Raw genomic sequence first — 17,033 nt, 5'->3', positions numbered from 1 at the left:
AATCTATATGTAATATTTTGTTATAGTTAATATGCATATACGAAAGGTAATCATTATGGATAAAATATTTCAAATCAATAAAAACGTGCTCAAGTTTAACTGGGACAAGCTGGGAGAACAAGTTCTGACAATTATTTGGCAGCTCCTAGTTTCAGCTTTGGTTTTTTATCTGATCGACCATGTTGGCAAAAAAATAATTAAACATTATTTAGAGCATAGTAAAAGAAAACAAAATAAGAGAACTCAAACAGTTACTGCATTAATTAATAGTATCTTTGAATACACTGTGATTTTCTTCTACTTGTTTGCTGTTTTATCTATCCTAGGTATTCCAATTGGTACGCTACTTGCGAGTGCTGGTATCTTTTCTCTGGCTTTAGGGATGGGAGCTCAAGGCTTTGTCAGCGATTTAGTTAATGGCTTTTTTATCTTAAGTGAAGATCAGTTTGATGTAGGAGATATTGTCTCAATCAACAATCAGACTGGGGTTGTGGTTCAGTTGGGCTTAAGGACTACAAGGCTTAAAGGGTCTGATGGTTCTCTGATCTACATCCCTAATCGTAATATTTCAATCGTACAAAATTTAGCCCACGGTGGCATTGGCCTAGACATTGAAATTCAACTAAAAGCTAACAACGATTTCGCAAAAGTTCATAGTCTTGTTGAACAGGTAAATAATAAATTGAGTACTGACCTTAACTTTTTAGTGCAAGAACCTAAAATTATTGGCATCGCTGAGCAAACAGCGCAAACTGTTAATTATGTGGTTCATTTTCAAGTTAAACCCGGTCATGAAAAAGAAGTACAAGATAAATATTTAACGCAGTATTTAAAGGTAATGCAAAATAATCAAGTTCTTTTAGCAGAGTAAAATAAAAACTGATAAATGTTTTTAATACTTTTTCAGTAAAAGTATTAAAAATAATATTTATCAGTTTTTTAGATATTTATTCAAATTGAGCGAGCCAATTTGGTAAACACTTCAGTAATTCAGCAATTGCTTTTCCTCGGTGAGAAAGACTATTTTTTTCTGCAGTTGTCATTTCTGCAAAGGTTTTCTGCTTTTCCGGTACATAAAAAAGCGGATCATAGCCAAAGCCGTCTTCACCTTCAGGTGCTGGTAAAATTAAGCCTTCACATTGACCTGAGACAACCAAATCTTTCTCAAAATGACCTGGCATTGATACCACAATTGTAGTATTAAATCTAGCTGTTCTTTTTGCTAACGGCACGCCACCAAGCTCAGCCAGTAATTTAGCATTATTCTTTTGATCATTATGCTCAGGACCGGCAAAACGCGCAGAATGGACTCCAGGAGCGCCATCAAGTGCATCAACCATTAAGCCGGAATCATCGGCTATTGTCAGCATCTGGCTGTAGTCAGCTAATTCGTGTGCCTTTAATTTAGCATTTTGCTCAAACGTTGTACCATACTCATCAACAATTGGCGGCCTATCTAAATCGGCATTAGTTTTAACTCTGAGGTTAAGCGCAGCTTTTTTAAAAGCTGCTCTCAATTCTTTTACCTTGCCCTGATTAGTTGTTGCAAATAAAACTTCCATTTTTTCCTTTCTTCTCAAAGGTGTTTTGCATTAACATGTTGCTTATCTAATACTATTTTACCCAATTCGTTAAACATTCTGACGTCCCCCGTTGTGTAATACTCATGCGCACCTTCATTAGAATTAGTGCAAAAAAGGCCGTCACGTTTTATTACATTATACGTATATTGCGCTACCTGATCGGCTGGATCAATAATTTGAACATTGGGTTTTAAACATTGTGCAAATTCTCTACGGATAATAGGATAGTGTGTACATCCTAAAACAAGAGTATCTATGTCAAGCTTGTTGATTGGTACCAAAAGCCCTTGCAGTGCAGATACATAAGCCTGGTGTCCCGCATCAGCTTCAATTAGGGGTACAATTTGTGGAGCAGCTATTTCATTCACAACTATTTTGGGATCACGCTTTTGAATTTCTTTTTGGTATGCATTTAAACTAACAGTCATTTTAGTCGCCACAACTGCCACTTTTTTGTTTTTAGTAGCTTGTACTGCCGCTAGAGCACCTGATTGAACTACGCCGATAATTTGCGGCTCAATCTCTTTTTGAATAGCATTCATAGCTACTGCTGTGGCAGTATTACAGGCAAAGATAATTAGTTTAACGTTTTTACTTAATAAAAAGTTAACACTTTGCTTTGTTAGCGCAATAATTTCCGCCTTAGACTTATCACCATATGGAACATGAGCATTGTCACCAATGAAAACAGTCGATTCATGAGGCATTTTAGCGATTATTTTTTTGACTACCGTTAAACCGCCAACACCAGAATCTAATAAGCCAATTGGTCGATTATCCATTTTTAAAGACTCCCTAAATATTTTATACTTCAGTCAATTTTACGGTAAAATAAAAGAAAATAAAAGGGATGAATTTCTTTATGCAAAACAATAACCAGCAACATGAACATGTTTATTTTGTAAATCAGCTTTATCGTGACTTTTTACTGCCAACAATCTTAGGCGAAGACAATGATGTAATTCTATATTGGGGCGGCAAGAGAATAGCCCGTAAATATGACTTAGAGTCCTTTGAAGATGTAGCCAGCTTTTTTGTAACTACTGAATTTGGCAATATTGAAAAAGCGAGAACCCATCATAGTGAAGAAATCTTCAAATTAACGGGACAAAATGTAGCCGATCGGATTAGCAGCGGTAACCGGGAATTTTCCCTTGAAGCCGGAATAATTGCAGAAGCAGTTGAAAGAGAAACCGGTCGCACAACTGAATGCGAAATTAAGATTGATGAACACAAAAAAATAGTAAAACTAATCGCTAAATTTGATTAAGTATTTTGAAACAAATAATTTAGTTTTTTACCATTTTTGCAATATTATTAAAGTAAGAATGGAGGAAGCAAAATGCTTAGAGAGTTTAAAGAATTTATTCAACGGGGCAACGTCATTGATCTGGCTGTTGGTGTAATTATAGGCGGAGCTTTTACCAACATTGTTAATTCATTGGTAAACAATTTAATTAATCCCCTTTTGGGTTTATTTATCGGACGAATTGATCTTTCCAATCTGGTATTCAAAGCCGGGGGTGCGACATTTAAATACGGTGAATTTATCAATACTGTGATTAACTTTTTGATTATTGCATTCATCGTCTTTTTGCTAGTTAAAGCTGTCAATAAAGTAATAAGACATAACGACCAGCAACAACCAGCTGGTCCATCCGCTGAAGATTACCTTAAAGAAATTCGCGATCTATTAAAAGAAAAAAGCAATTAAAAAAATTCCTGCAGTTGCAGGAATTTTTTTAATTTGTGTATTGATCTAAAATTTGACTCAATTTTGCTTTAGGTGTGTAACCAGTAATGCGATCTACGATTTCACCGTTTTTCTTGATTAGCAAAGTTGGAATAGCCATAACTCCTAAAGAACTTGGTACTTCTTTATTTTGATCAACATCCATTTTGGTAAATTTAACGTCTTGTCTCTCTTCAGCCAATTCATCAACAACTGGAGATTGCATTTTACATGGACCACACCAAGTTGCCCAAAAGTCTGTTAACACGACGCCATCTTTTGTTTCTTCTTCAAAGTTTTGATCTGTAAGCTCATCAATCATTGAAAAAACCTCCTTTAGGGAAAAACATTATTCTACTGATATTTTCATTATAGCAACCAGACTTACTTTTTACAAGTAAAGTAAATTATTGAAAATGAACAATGGTTGCACCATTTCCGCCCTCGTTTGCTGGAGCGTAATTATAGCTTTTAACATGTTTATTTGACCGTAAATATTGCCAAACGCCTTTTCTAATTGCACCAGTACCTATGCCATGAATAATGGTAACAACATCCAAACCAGACAATAGAACTGAGTCAATATAGCGATCTAAATTAGTCATTGCTTCATCATAACGCTGACCGCGCAAATCTAGCTCACTTTTAGCATTACTGCGCCTGTTTGCACTAACTGCACGTACTTTAGGGTGTGTTTGCGCCTTTTCATGCTGAATGCTTTTCTCAATATCACGATCACTGACTTTAACTTTAATAATACCCATTTGGACCTCATATTCATGTTCAGACAGTTTTTTGGTAATCGTACCAGTTTGTCCGTACGACAGTACCTTTACCTGATCACCTACATTAACATGATGCCTTCTTTTTTCGCGCTGTAAAACTCGATTATGAGCCAGATTCTCATTTTGTCGTTCAAGCTGATTAAATTCACCCTTGGCTGCAATGAGTTCGTTTTGTTTAACATTCCCTTTTTGCTGCTCAAGTTGTGCAATGATCTTATCAGCTTTTTTACGGCTTTTAGCAACTACTTCATTAGCTCTTTCCTGAGCAAATTCCAACTGTTTTTGCACACGTTGATTATACCAGTCGAGCGCTTGTTGCAATTTCTTTTCCAGCTTTTTAGCACGATCAAGACTGGTAGTCAAATGACTGCGGGCATCTGAGGCAGCCTTAGTTTGCTTCGTTAACTCAGTAATCATTTGGTTAATATCGACGTTTTCATCACTCATTAGCCCTTGAGCTTTTTTAACTACATCTTCGCGCATTCCCAGCCTGCGGGCAATTGCAAATGCATTACTATGACCAGGAATACCAATTTGTAAACGGTATGTTGGCGACAATGTCTTAAGATCGAACTCCATTGATGCATTAGTTGTTCTTTCACGATTATAGCCATATAGTTTCAGTTCTGGGTAATGGGTAGTGACGATAATTTTAGCTTTCTTTTGCCGTAAAAAATCCAAAATGCTGATTGCAAGACTTGCACCTTCCTCTGGGTCCGTTCCCGCACCAATTTCGTCAATCAAAACCAGTGTCTTGGCATCGACCTTTTTCATTATTTTGACAATGCCATTAATATGTGAAGAAAAGGTACTGAGAGATTGCTCAATAGATTGTTCATCCCCAATATCAGCACAAATGTCTTCAAAAACACCGGCTTTGCTTCCCTCTGCTGCTGGAATAAACAGGCCTGATTGCACCATTAACTGTAAAATACCCACTGTTTTTAATGTAATCGTCTTTCCACCAGTATTAGGACCAGTAATCAACATGGTATCGTAGTCTTCACCCAGACGAATATCATTGGCAATAACTGTCTCCGGATTAATTAAAGGATGTCTTGCTTGTAAAAATACCAATGACTGATTGTCAGTTAGCTTAGGTTCAGTTGCTTTCATAGCATGAGCTAGTTTCGCTTTTGCCTGAATAAAATCGAGTTTAACCAAAGCGCCAGCAATCGTATCAATGCTACCAGTTTCCGGCCGCACCAAATCAGACAAGTTACGGAGAATATGACTGATCTCTCTTCTTTCTTGTGCCAAAAGGTTTTGCTGACGATTATTAAGATTTAAAACTGCACTGGGTTCAACAAAAAGCGTTTGTCCACTTGCACTTTGATCATGAACGACACCACCAAATTTATTGCGATATTCTTGTTTAACCGGAATAACATAACGTTCATCACGAATTGTCACAATCTGCTCTGACAAATACTTGCTGGTGCCGCCCTTTATATAGCCATCCATTTTCTCTTTAATTTCTGCATCATTGCTTTTGATTTCATGACGTAAACGAGCTAATTCACTAGAAGCAGTGTCAAGCACTTCTCCATCAAAATCTAGTGAAAGTTTAAGTTTGTGATACAGACTTTGAGGTACATCTAATTGTGCCAAAATAGAATCTATTGCTGTTAAATCTAGTTTCTCCTCATCAACTTCGCCAAAAAATTCATTTGTTTCATTTGCAAGTGCCAAAACTAACAATAAATTACCTAATTCCTTAGCGTTTAAGTTTGCCCTGATCCGCAAACGCTTGGTACTTAGCTTAACATCAGCAAAATCTGTCAGTGGCAGCTGCCCTTTAACCCGCAAAATATCAGCACCAGCAAGGGTTTGCTTCAAGGCAAGTTCGACTTGAGCAAAATCATTACTCGGCAGTAAGTTAAAAGCTGCCATTTTGGCTGGTGTAGTAACTGCCATTTGTTGCAATTGTTCAGTAATTTTGGCAAATTCTAAAGTTTTTAATATTTTATCATTCATTATTTTTCTAAATTATTAATCTTTAATAAAAAAGGCTGGCCTAGCCAGTCTTTTTTATTCACCACTTAAACGGTCATCGTCCAAAAATGTATTTAAAACTCCTTGGACCATGTTCCATTCATCATCCGCTTCAATCTCGTGTAAATCACTACTGGTAACATCACCTGCGGAATCAGAGTCATAACTAAATGCCAAGACCTCAATTTCGTCATCATCACTAGCAGCTGCCGAATAGAGCAAAACATATGATTTATCATAGTCATCTGAATGAAATGTAAATAAAATTTCGTATAATTCCTCATTACCCTGATCATCAATCAAGGTAATCTGACGGTCATCACCGTTAACTTCTTGTGCCATATTAATCCTTTCGGTTTAGATCCAAATAATTCTGTAAAATCAAAACAGCAGCCATTTGGTCAATAACTTCTTTGCGCTTATGACGATCGTGCATTTCTGCCTCTTCAACTAAAACTCTTTCAGATTCTACTGTCGTTAGTCTCTCATCTAAATAATGCACTGGCAAACCAAACTTTTTCTCAAGTCTTTCACCATATGCTTTACTGCGAGTAACTGAAGCACCTGAAGAGCCGTTCATGTTTTTAGGCAGACCCAGCACAAATCCTTCTGGTTCATATTGGCGTACAATTTTTTTAATTGCACGCATACCAAAATTATAACGCGTTTCATCGATTGGAATGGTTTCAACCATCTGCGCAGTTATTCCTAATTCATCACTAACAGCAACGCCTACTGTCTTTGATCCAACATCTAAACCAACTAGTCGCATTATTTATCTTTTCCAAGATAATTTTTGACAAGCTCTTCAATAATTTCATCGCGTTCATGCTTCAAAATTAAATTACGAGCATCATTATGCCGTGGAATATAAGCCGGATCGCCAGACAATAAGTAACCGACAATTTGGTTAACTGGATTATAACCTTTTTCTTCTAAAGCATTATAAACGTCCTGCAAAGTATCATGTACATTTTTGCCTTTATTTTCGTTAAAGTCAAAATGCATTGTCTTATCTAGCGAACTCATAATTATTCCTCCTAGCATAATTTTACTTGAAAAACAGCACAAACTCAATTAATTATTTTTTGGAAATCATTGTAACCACTGTCTGAATAGCCTTTTCAAGACCTTCGGGTTTTTTGCCACCAGCTTGAGCCATGTTTGGTCGGCCGCCGCCGCCGCCACCAAAGATTGGTGCGACTTGTTTAATTAGAGCGCCTGCCTTAAGCCCCTTTGCCAAAGCTTTATCACCCAAGCTAATAATCATATTGGCTTTGCCATCACTGGCAGTTCCTAAAACAAGCACATCAGACTTCTGACCACTTTTCCAAGTATCGGCGAACTCACGCAAATCATTCATACCACCGGCATCAACTTTTTGGGCAATAATGGACAAATCTCCTGCTTGTTTTACATCATTAAAAATTGAATTTGCTTTACTCTGATTAATTTGCAGATTCAGATCTTCAACCTGCTTTTGACTATCATGTAATTCTTGTTCAAGGGAATCAACCTTATCAATAATATCTTCGGGCTTGGTTGATTTTACTTCCGCTTGAATTTCATCCAAGAGTTCAGACCTATTAGCCAGATATTCATAAGCCTTTTTAGAAACAACTGCTTCAATTCTTCTCATACCTGCACCAATGGCAGATTCAGAAATGATTTTAAAAATACCTATTTGGTTAGTGTTGGCACAATGAGTACCACCACAGAACTCAATAGAGAAATCCTGCATTTGCACAACTCTAACTTTATCACCGTATTTCCCGTCAAACAAAGCCAAAGCTCCCATTTTTCTACCAGTATCAGGATCAGTAATAGTAGTTTTGACATCAATAGCTGCCCAAATCTTTTGATTTACCAAGTTTTCAACTGATTTAATTTCCTTAGCAGTCATTGGTTCAAGTGCAGTAAAGTCAAAGCGCAAATAATCAGGTTCCACCAAACTGCCGGCTTGATGCGTATGTTCACCCAGAACGCTTCTCAAAGCCGCATGCAACAAGTGTGTAGCTGTATGTGAGTGGCGCAGGCCTTCGCGGCGAACTTTATCAATTTTTAGAGTGTATTCTTCACCTTTTTCTAGAGGCAAAATCACATCGACAAAGTGCATATTTTGATCATTTGGAGCATGCTGTACGTCAGTTACCTGAGCAACCAGTTCGCCTTCCTGATTATAGATATTACCGTGATCGGCTACCTGACCACCACGTTCACCGTAAAAAGGAGTCCGGTCAAAAATCAAAACTGCATTGTCGCCATCCGCTCTATCAACTAATTGATCATTAACTATAATATCAATTAATTTGGCATGTTTTTCTTCATAAACACCATACTCAAACTCTGATTTATCCTTTAAGTTCATCAAAGTTTCATCCTGTGCACCCATTGATTGCAGATTACCGCGAGCTTTACGCGCACGCTCTTTTTGGGCCTTCATCTCAGCATCAAAGCCTTTTTGATCAACTTTCAAGCCAGCATCCTGTGCAGTTTCAAAAGTCAACTCATAAGGAAAACCATAAGTATCAAATAACTTGAACGCATCTTTACCGGTAATTGTTTTATCTTCCGATTTTTGGGCCTTGGCAATTAAGTCATCAAGTAAAGTTAGTCCAGATTCAAGAGTTAGCTGGAATCTTTCTTCTTCATTTTTGATTACTTTGGCAATGAAGTCCTTTTGATCTGTAACCTCTGGGTAATGGCTCTCCATAATTTTACCGACCACTGGAACAAGTTTATAAAGAAATGCACCTTTAATGCCCAACCTTTGACCATTTAAATCTGCCCGCCGGATCAAGCGCCGTAAAACATAGCCTCTACCTGTATTTGATGGCAGTGCACCATCAGCAATGGCAAAACTGACAGTCCGCACATGATCAGCAATAATCTTAAAGGCTGTTGTATCCGCCTTATTTTTACCGTACTTTTTAGCAGCAGTCATTTTTTCAGTTTCATGAATAATTGGCAAGAAGAGGTCAGTTTCAAAGTTGGTTGGTGCATCTTGTAAAATAGACAAAACACGCTCCAAGCCCATACCGGTATCAATATTCTTATGCGGTTGATCTACATATTTGCCATTTGCCAAATGATTATATTGTGAAAAGACAATATTCCAAATTTCCAAGTAACGGGCATTTTCACCGCCAGGGAAGTTTTCAGGATCATCTTCTGCCACATCGTTATTTTCTTGACCACGATCATAGAAAATTTCAGAGTCAGGTCCACAGGGGCCTTCACCAATATCCCAGAAATTTTCTTCCAGTTTAACAATATGATCTTCAGGCATACCAACTTCAAGCCAAATTTTATGTGCTTCTGTATCTTTAGGATAAACCGTACAGTAAAGCTTTTCTTTATCTAAATCGAGCCAGTCAGGACTGGTTAAAAATTCCCAAGCCCAGGTAATCGCTTCTTTTTTGAAATAATCACCCACAGAAAAGTTGCCCAGCATTTCAAAAAAGGTTTGGTGCCTGGCAGTTTTACCAACATTTTCAATATCATTGGTTCTGATTGACTTTTGTGAGCTCGTAATACGATGGTTCTTGGGCACTACTGAACCGTCAAAATACTTTTTCATCGTTGCCACACCAGAATTAATCCACAGCAATGTTGGGTCATCTTGCGGAATCAAAGATTGACTGGGCAATACCATGTGTCCGTGCTGCTTGAAGAAATCCAAAAACATCTGTCTAAATTCTGAACTTGTCAGTTTCTTCATCAAATATATCTCCCTTTTTGCCAAAATAAAAACACCGTTGCTTATCTTAAGGACGCCTTTAAACGCGGTACCACCTCAATTGCAACAGTGCTTGTTACCTCTTAATTATTTTTATTTATTTGAACTGTAAGGAGCATCTTTTAAGTAACAGTAAGCCATTTTCACCAGGTGGCTCTCTCTTTAAACTGTTATTCTTAAAAAACATATCTTAAGTTAACAGTAATTGTACTACTTGCACAGCTTTTGTCAATAACAGGCCTATTAAGGCAAAATTTAAAGTCTAAATGCCCTAGTCCTTATTTACGATAAAAATCATCAAAAACAGTTACAGGCAAATGCCGTTTGTGTTCACTCTTATGCCATAAAGATTCAATTTTTTCAGCGGCCGCTTCAGAAATTTCGTGTCCTTCTAAATAGTTGTCAACATCCCGATAGCTGACACCGAGAGCGACTTCATCAGGTAAACCTGGCTTATTTTCTTCCAAGTCTGCTGTTGGCGCTTTTTGGTATAAATGCTCTGGACAATTTAACACTTTGAGCATCTGTTTGCCTTGGCGCTTGTCTAAACGAAACAGCGGTGTCAAATCTGCCGCACCATCACCATATTTGGTATAAAAGCCGCTGAAGTTTTCAGCTGCATGATCTGTACCCACCACTGCACCATTATGGGTACCAGCAATAGCATACTGCACCACCATGCGCTCACGCGCCTTAATATTGCCCTTATTAAAATCAGTAATTTTCTGCCCAGCTTCATTTAAAGTAGAAACTAAGGCATCAACAGCCGGTTTAATATTAACTACCAAGTCTCGATCCGGCTTCTGAAAGGCAACAGCATCTGCCGCATCCTGTGCATCAGCTTGAACTCCATAAGGCAAGCGCACTGCAATAAATTGGTATGATTTATCGCCTGTTTCACTCCTCATTTCAGAAATTGCCATTTGACATAGTTTTCCTGCTAACGTAGAGTCTTGCCCACCAGAAATACCTAACACATAAGACTTTAAAAAGGTATTTGCTTTGAGATAATCTTTTAAGAAATCAACTGACCGTCTAATTTCTTTTTGCGGATCAATTTGAGGCAAAACATGCTCATATTTTATAATCTCTTTTTGTAAAGGTCTCATTGTGCAGTATCTCCTTTATTGATTTTAGTGCGAATATCCTGAATAATGGTCATTTTACTGTCATATAAATCTTGAGACAGGTCAACAGGGTATTCCTGCGGATTCAAACTACGCTTATATTCATCCCATAGTCCGTCTAGATTGGCTGCACAAAAGTTCTTAATATCTATTAGTTTAGGCTTTTGGTATGTCAATTTGCCTTTAACAAAAATGTCTTTTAAAAGTGGTTCAGCAGTATAATCAGTCACCACTTTATTAATATAAGAATACTGTGGATGAAACATATACAGCGAATCAAATTTGCGCGGATCTATGCCAGCTCGTGCAATCCAGTCACCTTCATTTTTCTTAGCAGTATTAGCTGAGATACGCCAGACTTGTTTTTTACCTGGAGTTGATACCTTTTCTACATTCGAAGAAATTTTTAAAGTGTCACGCATATGGTGCTGACTATCTTCAATTGAAACTAATTTGTAAACAGCTCCTAATGCAGGCTGGTCATAAGCTGTAATATATTTAGTCCCTATTCCCCAAACATCAATTTTTGCTCCCTGCATCTTTAAACTGGTAATCGTAGTTTCATCCAAATCATTTGATGCAAAAATTTTAGCGTCAGTGTAACCAGCATTATCCAGTTCCCGGCGTACCTGCTTTGAAATATAGGCCATATCGCCCGAATCAATCCGCACGCCTTGGAAGTTAATCTTGTCACCCATTTCGTCGGCAACTCGGATTGCATTTGGTACGCCGCTTCTAACCGTATCATATGTATCTACTAGAAAGACACAATCTTTATGTGTTTCCGCATATGCCTTAAATGCCTCATATTCACTGCCAAAAGCTTCCACCAAGGAATGGGCATGTGTACCAGAAACTGGAATACCAAACAATTTACCTGCACGAACATTACTGGTGGAATCAAAGCCACCAATATAAGCGGCACGGGTGCCCCAAATAGCTGCATCCGCTTCCTGCGCACGCCTGGTACCAAATTCCATAACTCCGTCGCCCTGAACGGCCAGCTTGACTCTGGCAGCTTTAGTTGCCAGTAAAGTCTGGTAATTAATAATATTTAAGATGGTGGTCTCAACCAATTGACATTGCGCAAGTGGACCCTCAACTTGCAATAAGGGTTCGTTTGCAAAAGCAATCTCTCCTTCAGGCATCGATCGTACAGTAAGCTGCATTTTCAAATGACGTAAATAATCAATAAAATCGTCATCATAGCCAATTTCTTCTTTTAAATATTTCAAGTCACTTTCTTTAAATTTCAGGTTTTGTAAATATAAAATGACGTGTTCTAAGCCTGCATATACGGAATAGCCATTGCCAAAAGGCTCTTTACGATAGTAAACTTCAAAAACAGCATTGCGTTCAGAAATACCTTTTTTAAAGTAGGTATACATCATATTAATTTCATACAAATCTGTATGAAGGGTTAATGAATCGTCTTCATCCAATTCTTGGTAAAACATTCTGTCCTCTTAACTAAATCCACTAATATTTTTGTTTTATTATAAACATTTGTGTCCTTTTTAACAAACTTACCAATTTAAACGATATTATGGTATACCCGTAAAATACTACTTAGCTGCTGGTGTAACGAAAAATGCCGCTCGACATAATTTTTCTCAATTTGTGCCATTTCTCTAAGCTGAGTTTTAGACGTATTCACAGCTTGCTTTAAAACTGAACAAATTGAATCTATATCACCGATTTTTGCAACAAAGCCATGTTTGTTATCCGGTATCATCATGCTAATATCACCAACGGCAGTTGACAAAAGTGGTAACAGATTATCGCTTGCTTCCAGCAACACTAGAGGAAAACTCTCAGAATAAGATGTCAGAACAGCCAAATCCATTCTGCGATAAAGATTTTTTAACTGTTTATGTGTCATGAAACCTTGAAAAGTTACTTGTGGGCCTAAGTTTAATTTTTGCGTCAGGTCCTTTAGTGATCTTAATTGAGAACCGTCTCCAGCAATAAACAAATGAACATTAGCATTATTTAACTGTTTTAGAGCCTGCAGTAACAAGTCTTGACCCTTAACTTTTTCAGCTCTGGCTACGTTTACAATATTAAAGTTGGGATGCTCGTATTTAGCAGGGATTTGACTGTCTGCATGAAAAAAAGTACCGTTATAAATCACATGAACTTTTTGCTGCTTGATTCTGGCTTTTTTAACTAGCAAATCGGCAAATCTTTTAGTAACAGCAAAAACGCAATCAGCTTTACGAATGGCCTGAATGTTTAATTTTGTAAAAATTTTTCCTGTAACGCCGCGATCAGTAAAATCAAGATAAGGATTGGAATGAACGGTTACACACCATTTAGCGGTAATTTTGTGCCTAATTAAGGAGACAAATAAGTTAGCCCGCGCACCATGTGTGTGCACAATACTAAAGTCAGCATTATTAATAAAATTAGCCAGCTTGTTTAAGCCGCCCAAGTCATAGCGACTATTGATGCCTAAAACTTGCACTTTTAATTGTGCAGTTCGTGCAGCTTGGGCAACTGGGCCATCGGCTAAACATAATAACGTAAAATCCTGCTGTTCATTTTTTGCCTGTTTTAACAAGTTAATAATATGAGTTAAGCCACCACCATTTTCAAGCCCGGCATTAACATGCAATACCTTCATAATTAGATTTTTTCCTTTTTTGATTGATAGACTTCATGCACAAAATGAGGTAAAATCGTCATTCGCTTCAAGCGTGATGGATTTTTAAGCAGACGGTAAAGCCATTCTAAATGGATATTTTGCCATGTTTGAGGAGCACGTTTCACTTTACCTGAAAAGACATCAAAGCTTCCCCCTACTCCCATCATTAAAGCTGGCAGGAGATTTCTTCGAAGAATAGACAGAAGCTGTTCTTGACGAGGCGAACCCAAAGCAGCAAAAACTAAATCAGGTTCTGTCCGTTCGATTTGGTAAGCAATCAGTTCCAGATCTTCTTTAAAATAACCATTTTCAGCTCCTACTAGCTGTATATCAGAATATTCACGCGCAATTTTAGCCTGTATTGTATGCATCACTTCTGAGCGAGCGCCAATTAGATAAACTCTGAGACCCCGATCATTTGCCAGCTTCATTAGCCAAGTAAATAAATCATAACCTGTTACCCGTTCTTTAAGTGGCTGACCTAAAATATGACTCGCTTTGACAATACCTATACCGTCAGCAGTAATATAGTCAGCATCATAAGTTAGGATCTTCATAAATTCAGGGTTTTCATTTGCTGACATGACAATTTCAGGATTGGCAGTAACAATAAAAGTTGATTGGTGGGTATTAATTCTGCCAATAAATTCATTTTGAAATTGATTAAAACTTTTATTATCGAAATTTACACCTAAAACATTTACCTTAGCCATAGCTATATCTCCTAATCCGCAATTTACCTTAATTTTACCAAAATAATAACCAGTTCAGAATACGCTTTACCTTTTCTATAAATATGATACTATTAACTCGTCAAAATGATAGGAGTACGGGAATTATGAAAAAAATAATCACTTATGGCACATTTGATTTACTGCATTACGGTCATGTTCGTTTACTAAAAAGGGCTCGTGAACTAGGCGATTATCTCATTGTGGGTCTGTCTACTGATGAATTTAACCAGTTGCAAAAGCACAAGGAGTCCTATAATAATTATGCCGAACGAAAATATATTCTTGAAGCAATCCGCTATGTAGACCAAGTTATCCCAGAAAAAGGATGGGAGCAAAAAGTTAGCGACATTCAAAAATACGATATTGATACTTTTGTTATGGGTAATGATTGGAAAGGCAAGTTTGACTTTTTAAAGCCATACTGTCAAGTAGTTTATTTGCCACGCACACCAGGAATTTCCACCACTAAAATCAAAGATGATTTAAAATAAAAAAACTCTGAACTAACTAAACACAGTTAATTCGGAGTTTTTATTTGGCAAAGGTAAATTCAAAGCGATCTGCAACATAGTTTGCCCTTGTATATTCAAATGGCATACCATTTGATAATTCTGTTACCTGCAAGCGAGTGATTAATGCTTCACCTTTTTTGGCATCAAGAAGTCTAGCTGAGTTTTCATTTGCAACAGCTGCAGAAATATATTCTGTTACACGTCCTACTTTATAGCCATTTTTTTCCAATGTTTGGTATAAATGTGAAGAAATATCAGCTTTCGACATATTTTTAACCAAGTTTTGCGGAATAGAAACGACTTCATAACAAATTGGCACATCATCCGCATAACGAATACGTTCCATCCGTAGCACTTCCTGTTTGTCATCCAAATTAAGACGCTCCATCTCTGATAAGGAGGGCTTACCAAAACGATAGGATATTAGCTTACTTGAAGATGTTTGACCATTTGCATGGGTTATATCAGTAAAAGACATAACACCTGACATTTTTTCCTGCACTTTTTGATTGGCAACATAGGTACCACTACCAACTCGCTGCTCTAAAATGCCTTCATCTTCTAAAGTTTTAATTGCTTGACGCAAAGTCATCCGCGAGACGCCAAATTTTTGAGCCAACTGTCTTTCAGCTGGAATTTTACTACCAACTTGATAGTCGTGATTTTCAATTTCACGTTTGATTTGATTATGAATTTTGATGTACATTGGTTCTTCCATAAATACACCCCCATTACACACCTTATTATAATACAAATTGGTCTACTTCGCATGATATGCTACAAATTATAATAAAGCAAGCTATTTATTTTTTAGTGGTCCACTTCATGCCCCACAAACGAAACTCTGCATTTTGTCCGCATTCCACTATAATAGAATCATCACTTGTTGCAATGACGCTAGCATGCAAATGAGCTTGATTTTCAACAGCTAAAGTAGCACCATTAGAATTAAAAATTAGATCATGGCCCTCAAATTCTGCTTGATCACTAAGAACTAAAAAATACTCATATTCATTTCCGCCATTAAAAGTTGCCCGTCTAGAATTGCAATTAACTTTATTTTGAAAATCGGCATGATTAACAATAACAGAATTATTCAGGGTGATTTGGGCTTCTCCTGTAGCAATCAAACGGTCAATTCTACTATTTTGGATAATCACATGCGGCTCTTTTTCAAAATAAATACCACCTTTAAACTCACTGCCGATAATATTAATCCAAGTTTTATCCGTGATGAACATTGCCGTATCTTCTTTTGACAAAAGCATACTGTTTAGCATGTTTAGCCAAGCTTCTCCCTGAATAAGCAGTGCATTTACAACAGTATTATTAATATCTAATTCCACATTTGACTTGCTAAAAGTATCAATACTGCCATGAATACGTGAATTATTAATAACGGCAGTGCCATGTCCTTCAAGAGCTAAAGCACCGATATCTTTCACAGTATTTTTAATAGTTGAGTCATTCATCTCTAAGCGAAAATTAGAATCAGCAAATAATGACACGGAGCCATTCATAACCACAGTTGAAAATAATTCCAAGGTGACTTTGCCATTGGCAGCAATAACCGCTGTATCACCACCAAAACCTTTGACAATACAGTTACGCAATGACAAAAAAGTATTAGCTTCGGCCGGAACGAACAAGCTATTCGCATCAGTTACTGTATTGATGCACAAATTCTCTAAATTAACAAACTGGCTGCCGGCATCAATATTGACAAAGCCTAATATTGTTGTGTCTTCTGGAAGATTACCTGTCCCCTTAATAGTAATATCAGATAAGAAAATTCCTGCTGGTAATTCATAAAATCCCGGCTCCAGAAGCAAAACATCATCTACACGTAAATCATTTAAGGCATTGTGCCAGCTAATTTCCTTACCTCCAGCACCAACGCGCACAAGTCTTGACATATATTTCCCTTCCTAATAAAAGTTAGCTCTTACTATTGTACTATCATTGAAATGAAAATAGGTAAACTTTAACAACCAAATTTTTAAGATTTAAAAAATCATTTGCAATAATTTAAGATAAAACGCTGAATTACCATTAATTATTTATTGAAAACAGATATGCAAATAACAATTTGAGCGACAAAAAAAGACGACTCACAAGAGCCGTCTTTTTATTGGGTTAGCTGGATTCGAACCAGCGCATACTAGTACCAAAAACTAGT

Annotated in this window: 18 protein-coding genes; 4 read left to right on the top strand and 14 right to left on the bottom strand. The window is 37.2% G+C overall.

Annotated elements, in window-relative coordinates; all coding sequences use genetic code 11:
- Nucleotides 1-55: 55 nt before the first annotated feature.
- Nucleotides 56-871 carry a mechanosensitive ion channel family protein gene (locus Q0K80_RS05995; protein ID WP_294604357.1) on the top strand — a complete coding sequence of 272 codons (816 nt, stop codon included), beginning with the start codon at nucleotides 56-58 and terminating at the stop codon, nucleotides 869-871.
- Between the two features lie 76 nt (nucleotides 872-947).
- On the opposite strand, the gene Q0K80_RS05990 is transcribed toward Q0K80_RS05995, so the two are convergent.
- A complete protein-coding gene (locus Q0K80_RS05990) occupies nucleotides 948-1,562 on the bottom strand; it encodes an XTP/dITP diphosphatase (RefSeq protein WP_294604356.1) in 615 nt (204 codons plus the stop codon).
- Nucleotides 1,563-1,576: 14 nt separating this feature from the next.
- The gene (murI, locus tag Q0K80_RS05985) at nucleotides 1,577-2,365 is read right to left on the bottom strand and encodes a glutamate racemase (RefSeq protein ID WP_294604354.1); all 789 of its coding nucleotides are present in this window, start codon (nucleotides 2,363-2,365) and stop codon (nucleotides 1,577-1,579) included.
- A gap of 80 nt (nucleotides 2,366-2,445) precedes the next feature.
- Here murI and Q0K80_RS05980 point away from each other — a divergent pair, with 80 nt between their 5' ends.
- Entirely contained in the window at nucleotides 2,446-2,853 is a 408-nt protein-coding gene (locus Q0K80_RS05980) for a DUF2507 domain-containing protein (protein WP_294604352.1), read from the top strand.
- 72 nt (nucleotides 2,854-2,925) lie between these two features.
- Nucleotides 2,926-3,297 (top strand): large-conductance mechanosensitive channel protein MscL, encoded by a 372-nt coding sequence (gene mscL / locus Q0K80_RS05975; RefSeq protein ID WP_294604350.1) that lies wholly within the window; start codon nucleotides 2,926-2,928, stop codon nucleotides 3,295-3,297.
- Nucleotides 3,298-3,325: 28 nt separating this feature from the next.
- Here mscL and trxA read toward each other — a convergent pair whose 3' ends face one another.
- From trxA to Q0K80_RS05925, 10 genes are all read right to left on the bottom strand, one after another.
- Nucleotides 3,326-3,637: a thioredoxin gene (trxA, locus tag Q0K80_RS05970; RefSeq protein WP_294604348.1), complete on the bottom strand. Its 312-nt coding sequence runs from the start codon at nucleotides 3,635-3,637 to the stop codon at nucleotides 3,326-3,328.
- An 85-nt stretch (nucleotides 3,638-3,722) separates the two neighbouring features.
- On the bottom strand, nucleotides 3,723-6,077 hold the full coding sequence (locus tag Q0K80_RS05965) for an endonuclease MutS2 (RefSeq protein ID WP_294604346.1): 2,355 nt from the start codon (nucleotides 6,075-6,077) through the stop codon (nucleotides 3,723-3,725).
- A 54-nt stretch (nucleotides 6,078-6,131) separates the two neighbouring features.
- Nucleotides 6,132-6,437: a DUF1292 domain-containing protein gene (locus tag Q0K80_RS05960; RefSeq protein ID WP_294604345.1), complete on the bottom strand. Its 306-nt coding sequence runs from the start codon at nucleotides 6,435-6,437 to the stop codon at nucleotides 6,132-6,134.
- Between the two features lies 1 nt (nucleotide 6,438).
- Nucleotides 6,439-6,867 (bottom strand): Holliday junction resolvase RuvX, encoded by a 429-nt coding sequence (gene ruvX, locus Q0K80_RS05955; RefSeq protein ID WP_294604343.1) that lies wholly within the window; start codon nucleotides 6,865-6,867, stop codon nucleotides 6,439-6,441.
- Complete coding sequence (locus Q0K80_RS05950; RefSeq protein WP_038521496.1) at nucleotides 6,867-7,124, bottom strand: IreB family regulatory phosphoprotein; 258 nt, start codon at nucleotides 7,122-7,124, stop codon at nucleotides 6,867-6,869. Before Q0K80_RS05950 ends, ruvX begins: the two co-directional genes overlap by 1 nt.
- Before the next feature lie 52 nt (nucleotides 7,125-7,176).
- Entirely contained in the window at nucleotides 7,177-9,816 is a 2,640-nt protein-coding gene (gene alaS, locus Q0K80_RS05945; protein WP_294604342.1) for an alanine--tRNA ligase, read from the bottom strand.
- 296 nt (nucleotides 9,817-10,112) lie between these two features.
- Complete coding sequence (nadE, locus tag Q0K80_RS05940; protein ID WP_294604341.1) at nucleotides 10,113-10,943, bottom strand: ammonia-dependent NAD(+) synthetase; 831 nt, start codon at nucleotides 10,941-10,943, stop codon at nucleotides 10,113-10,115.
- A complete protein-coding gene (locus Q0K80_RS05935) occupies nucleotides 10,940-12,418 on the bottom strand; it encodes a nicotinate phosphoribosyltransferase (protein ID WP_294604339.1) in 1,479 nt (492 codons plus the stop codon). Before Q0K80_RS05935 ends, nadE begins: the two co-directional genes overlap by 4 nt.
- 77 nt (nucleotides 12,419-12,495) lie before the next feature.
- Entirely contained in the window at nucleotides 12,496-13,587 is a 1,092-nt protein-coding gene (locus tag Q0K80_RS05930; RefSeq protein WP_294604337.1) for a glycosyltransferase, read from the bottom strand.
- A gap of 2 nt (nucleotides 13,588-13,589) precedes the next feature.
- Complete coding sequence (locus Q0K80_RS05925; RefSeq protein WP_294604336.1) at nucleotides 13,590-14,321, bottom strand: WecB/TagA/CpsF family glycosyltransferase; 732 nt, start codon at nucleotides 14,319-14,321, stop codon at nucleotides 13,590-13,592.
- Between the two features lie 125 nt (nucleotides 14,322-14,446).
- Here Q0K80_RS05925 and tagD point away from each other — a divergent pair, with 125 nt between their 5' ends.
- Nucleotides 14,447-14,833, top strand: coding sequence for a glycerol-3-phosphate cytidylyltransferase (tagD, locus tag Q0K80_RS05920; protein WP_294604334.1), 387 nt, complete (start codon nucleotides 14,447-14,449; stop codon nucleotides 14,831-14,833).
- Nucleotides 14,834-14,873: 40 nt separating this feature from the next.
- Here the strand turns inward: tagD and Q0K80_RS05915 are convergent, their stop codons facing one another.
- Together Q0K80_RS05915 and Q0K80_RS05910 are read right to left on the bottom strand one after the other, a co-directional pair.
- On the bottom strand, nucleotides 14,874-15,572 hold the full coding sequence (locus tag Q0K80_RS05915; RefSeq protein WP_294604332.1) for a GntR family transcriptional regulator: 699 nt from the start codon (nucleotides 15,570-15,572) through the stop codon (nucleotides 14,874-14,876).
- Between the two features lie 85 nt (nucleotides 15,573-15,657).
- Nucleotides 15,658-16,770, bottom strand: coding sequence for a hypothetical protein (locus Q0K80_RS05910; protein ID WP_294604331.1), 1,113 nt, complete (start codon nucleotides 16,768-16,770; stop codon nucleotides 15,658-15,660).
- Nucleotides 16,771-17,033: the final 263 nt, after the last annotated feature.

The organism is uncultured Lactobacillus sp. (assembly GCF_945290125.1).
Taxonomy (GTDB): domain Bacteria; phylum Bacillota; class Bacilli; order Lactobacillales; family Lactobacillaceae; genus Lactobacillus; species Lactobacillus rizhaonensis.
This window is presented reverse-complemented; position numbering and strand designations above follow the sequence as displayed.

Coding starts and splice junctions, on each gene's coding strand:
- Q0K80_RS05980 (WP_294604352.1), top strand. CDS start 2,446: ATGCAAAACAATAACCAGCAACATGAACATGTTTATTTTGTAAATCAG.
- Q0K80_RS05925 (WP_294604336.1), bottom strand. CDS start 14,321: ATGGCTAAGGTAAATGTTTTAGGTGTAAATTTCGATAATAAAAGTTTT.
- murI (WP_294604354.1), bottom strand. CDS start 2,365: ATGGATAATCGACCAATTGGCTTATTAGATTCTGGTGTTGGCGGTTTA.
- tagD (WP_294604334.1), top strand. CDS start 14,447: ATGAAAAAAATAATCACTTATGGCACATTTGATTTACTGCATTACGGT.
- Q0K80_RS05995 (WP_294604357.1), top strand. CDS start 56: ATGGATAAAATATTTCAAATCAATAAAAACGTGCTCAAGTTTAACTGG.
- Q0K80_RS05960 (WP_294604345.1), bottom strand. CDS start 6,437: ATGGCACAAGAAGTTAACGGTGATGACCGTCAGATTACCTTGATTGAT.
- mscL (WP_294604350.1), top strand. CDS start 2,926: ATGCTTAGAGAGTTTAAAGAATTTATTCAACGGGGCAACGTCATTGAT.
- Q0K80_RS05915 (WP_294604332.1), bottom strand. CDS start 15,572: ATGGAAGAACCAATGTACATCAAAATTCATAATCAAATCAAACGTGAA.
- Q0K80_RS05965 (WP_294604346.1), bottom strand. CDS start 6,077: ATGAATGATAAAATATTAAAAACTTTAGAATTTGCCAAAATTACTGAA.
- nadE (WP_294604341.1), bottom strand. CDS start 10,943: ATGAGACCTTTACAAAAAGAGATTATAAAATATGAGCATGTTTTGCCT.
- trxA (WP_294604348.1), bottom strand. CDS start 3,637: ATGATTGATGAGCTTACAGATCAAAACTTTGAAGAAGAAACAAAAGAT.
- Q0K80_RS05990 (WP_294604356.1), bottom strand. CDS start 1,562: ATGGAAGTTTTATTTGCAACAACTAATCAGGGCAAGGTAAAAGAATTG.
- ruvX (WP_294604343.1), bottom strand. CDS start 6,867: ATGCGACTAGTTGGTTTAGATGTTGGATCAAAGACAGTAGGCGTTGCT.
- Q0K80_RS05930 (WP_294604337.1), bottom strand. CDS start 13,587: ATGAAGGTATTGCATGTTAATGCCGGGCTTGAAAATGGTGGTGGCTTA.
- Q0K80_RS05950 (WP_038521496.1), bottom strand. CDS start 7,124: ATGAGTTCGCTAGATAAGACAATGCATTTTGACTTTAACGAAAATAAA.
- Q0K80_RS05935 (WP_294604339.1), bottom strand. CDS start 12,418: ATGTTTTACCAAGAATTGGATGAAGACGATTCATTAACCCTTCATACA.
- alaS (WP_294604342.1), bottom strand. CDS start 9,816: ATGAAGAAACTGACAAGTTCAGAATTTAGACAGATGTTTTTGGATTTC.
- Q0K80_RS05910 (WP_294604331.1), bottom strand. CDS start 16,770: ATGTCAAGACTTGTGCGCGTTGGTGCTGGAGGTAAGGAAATTAGCTGG.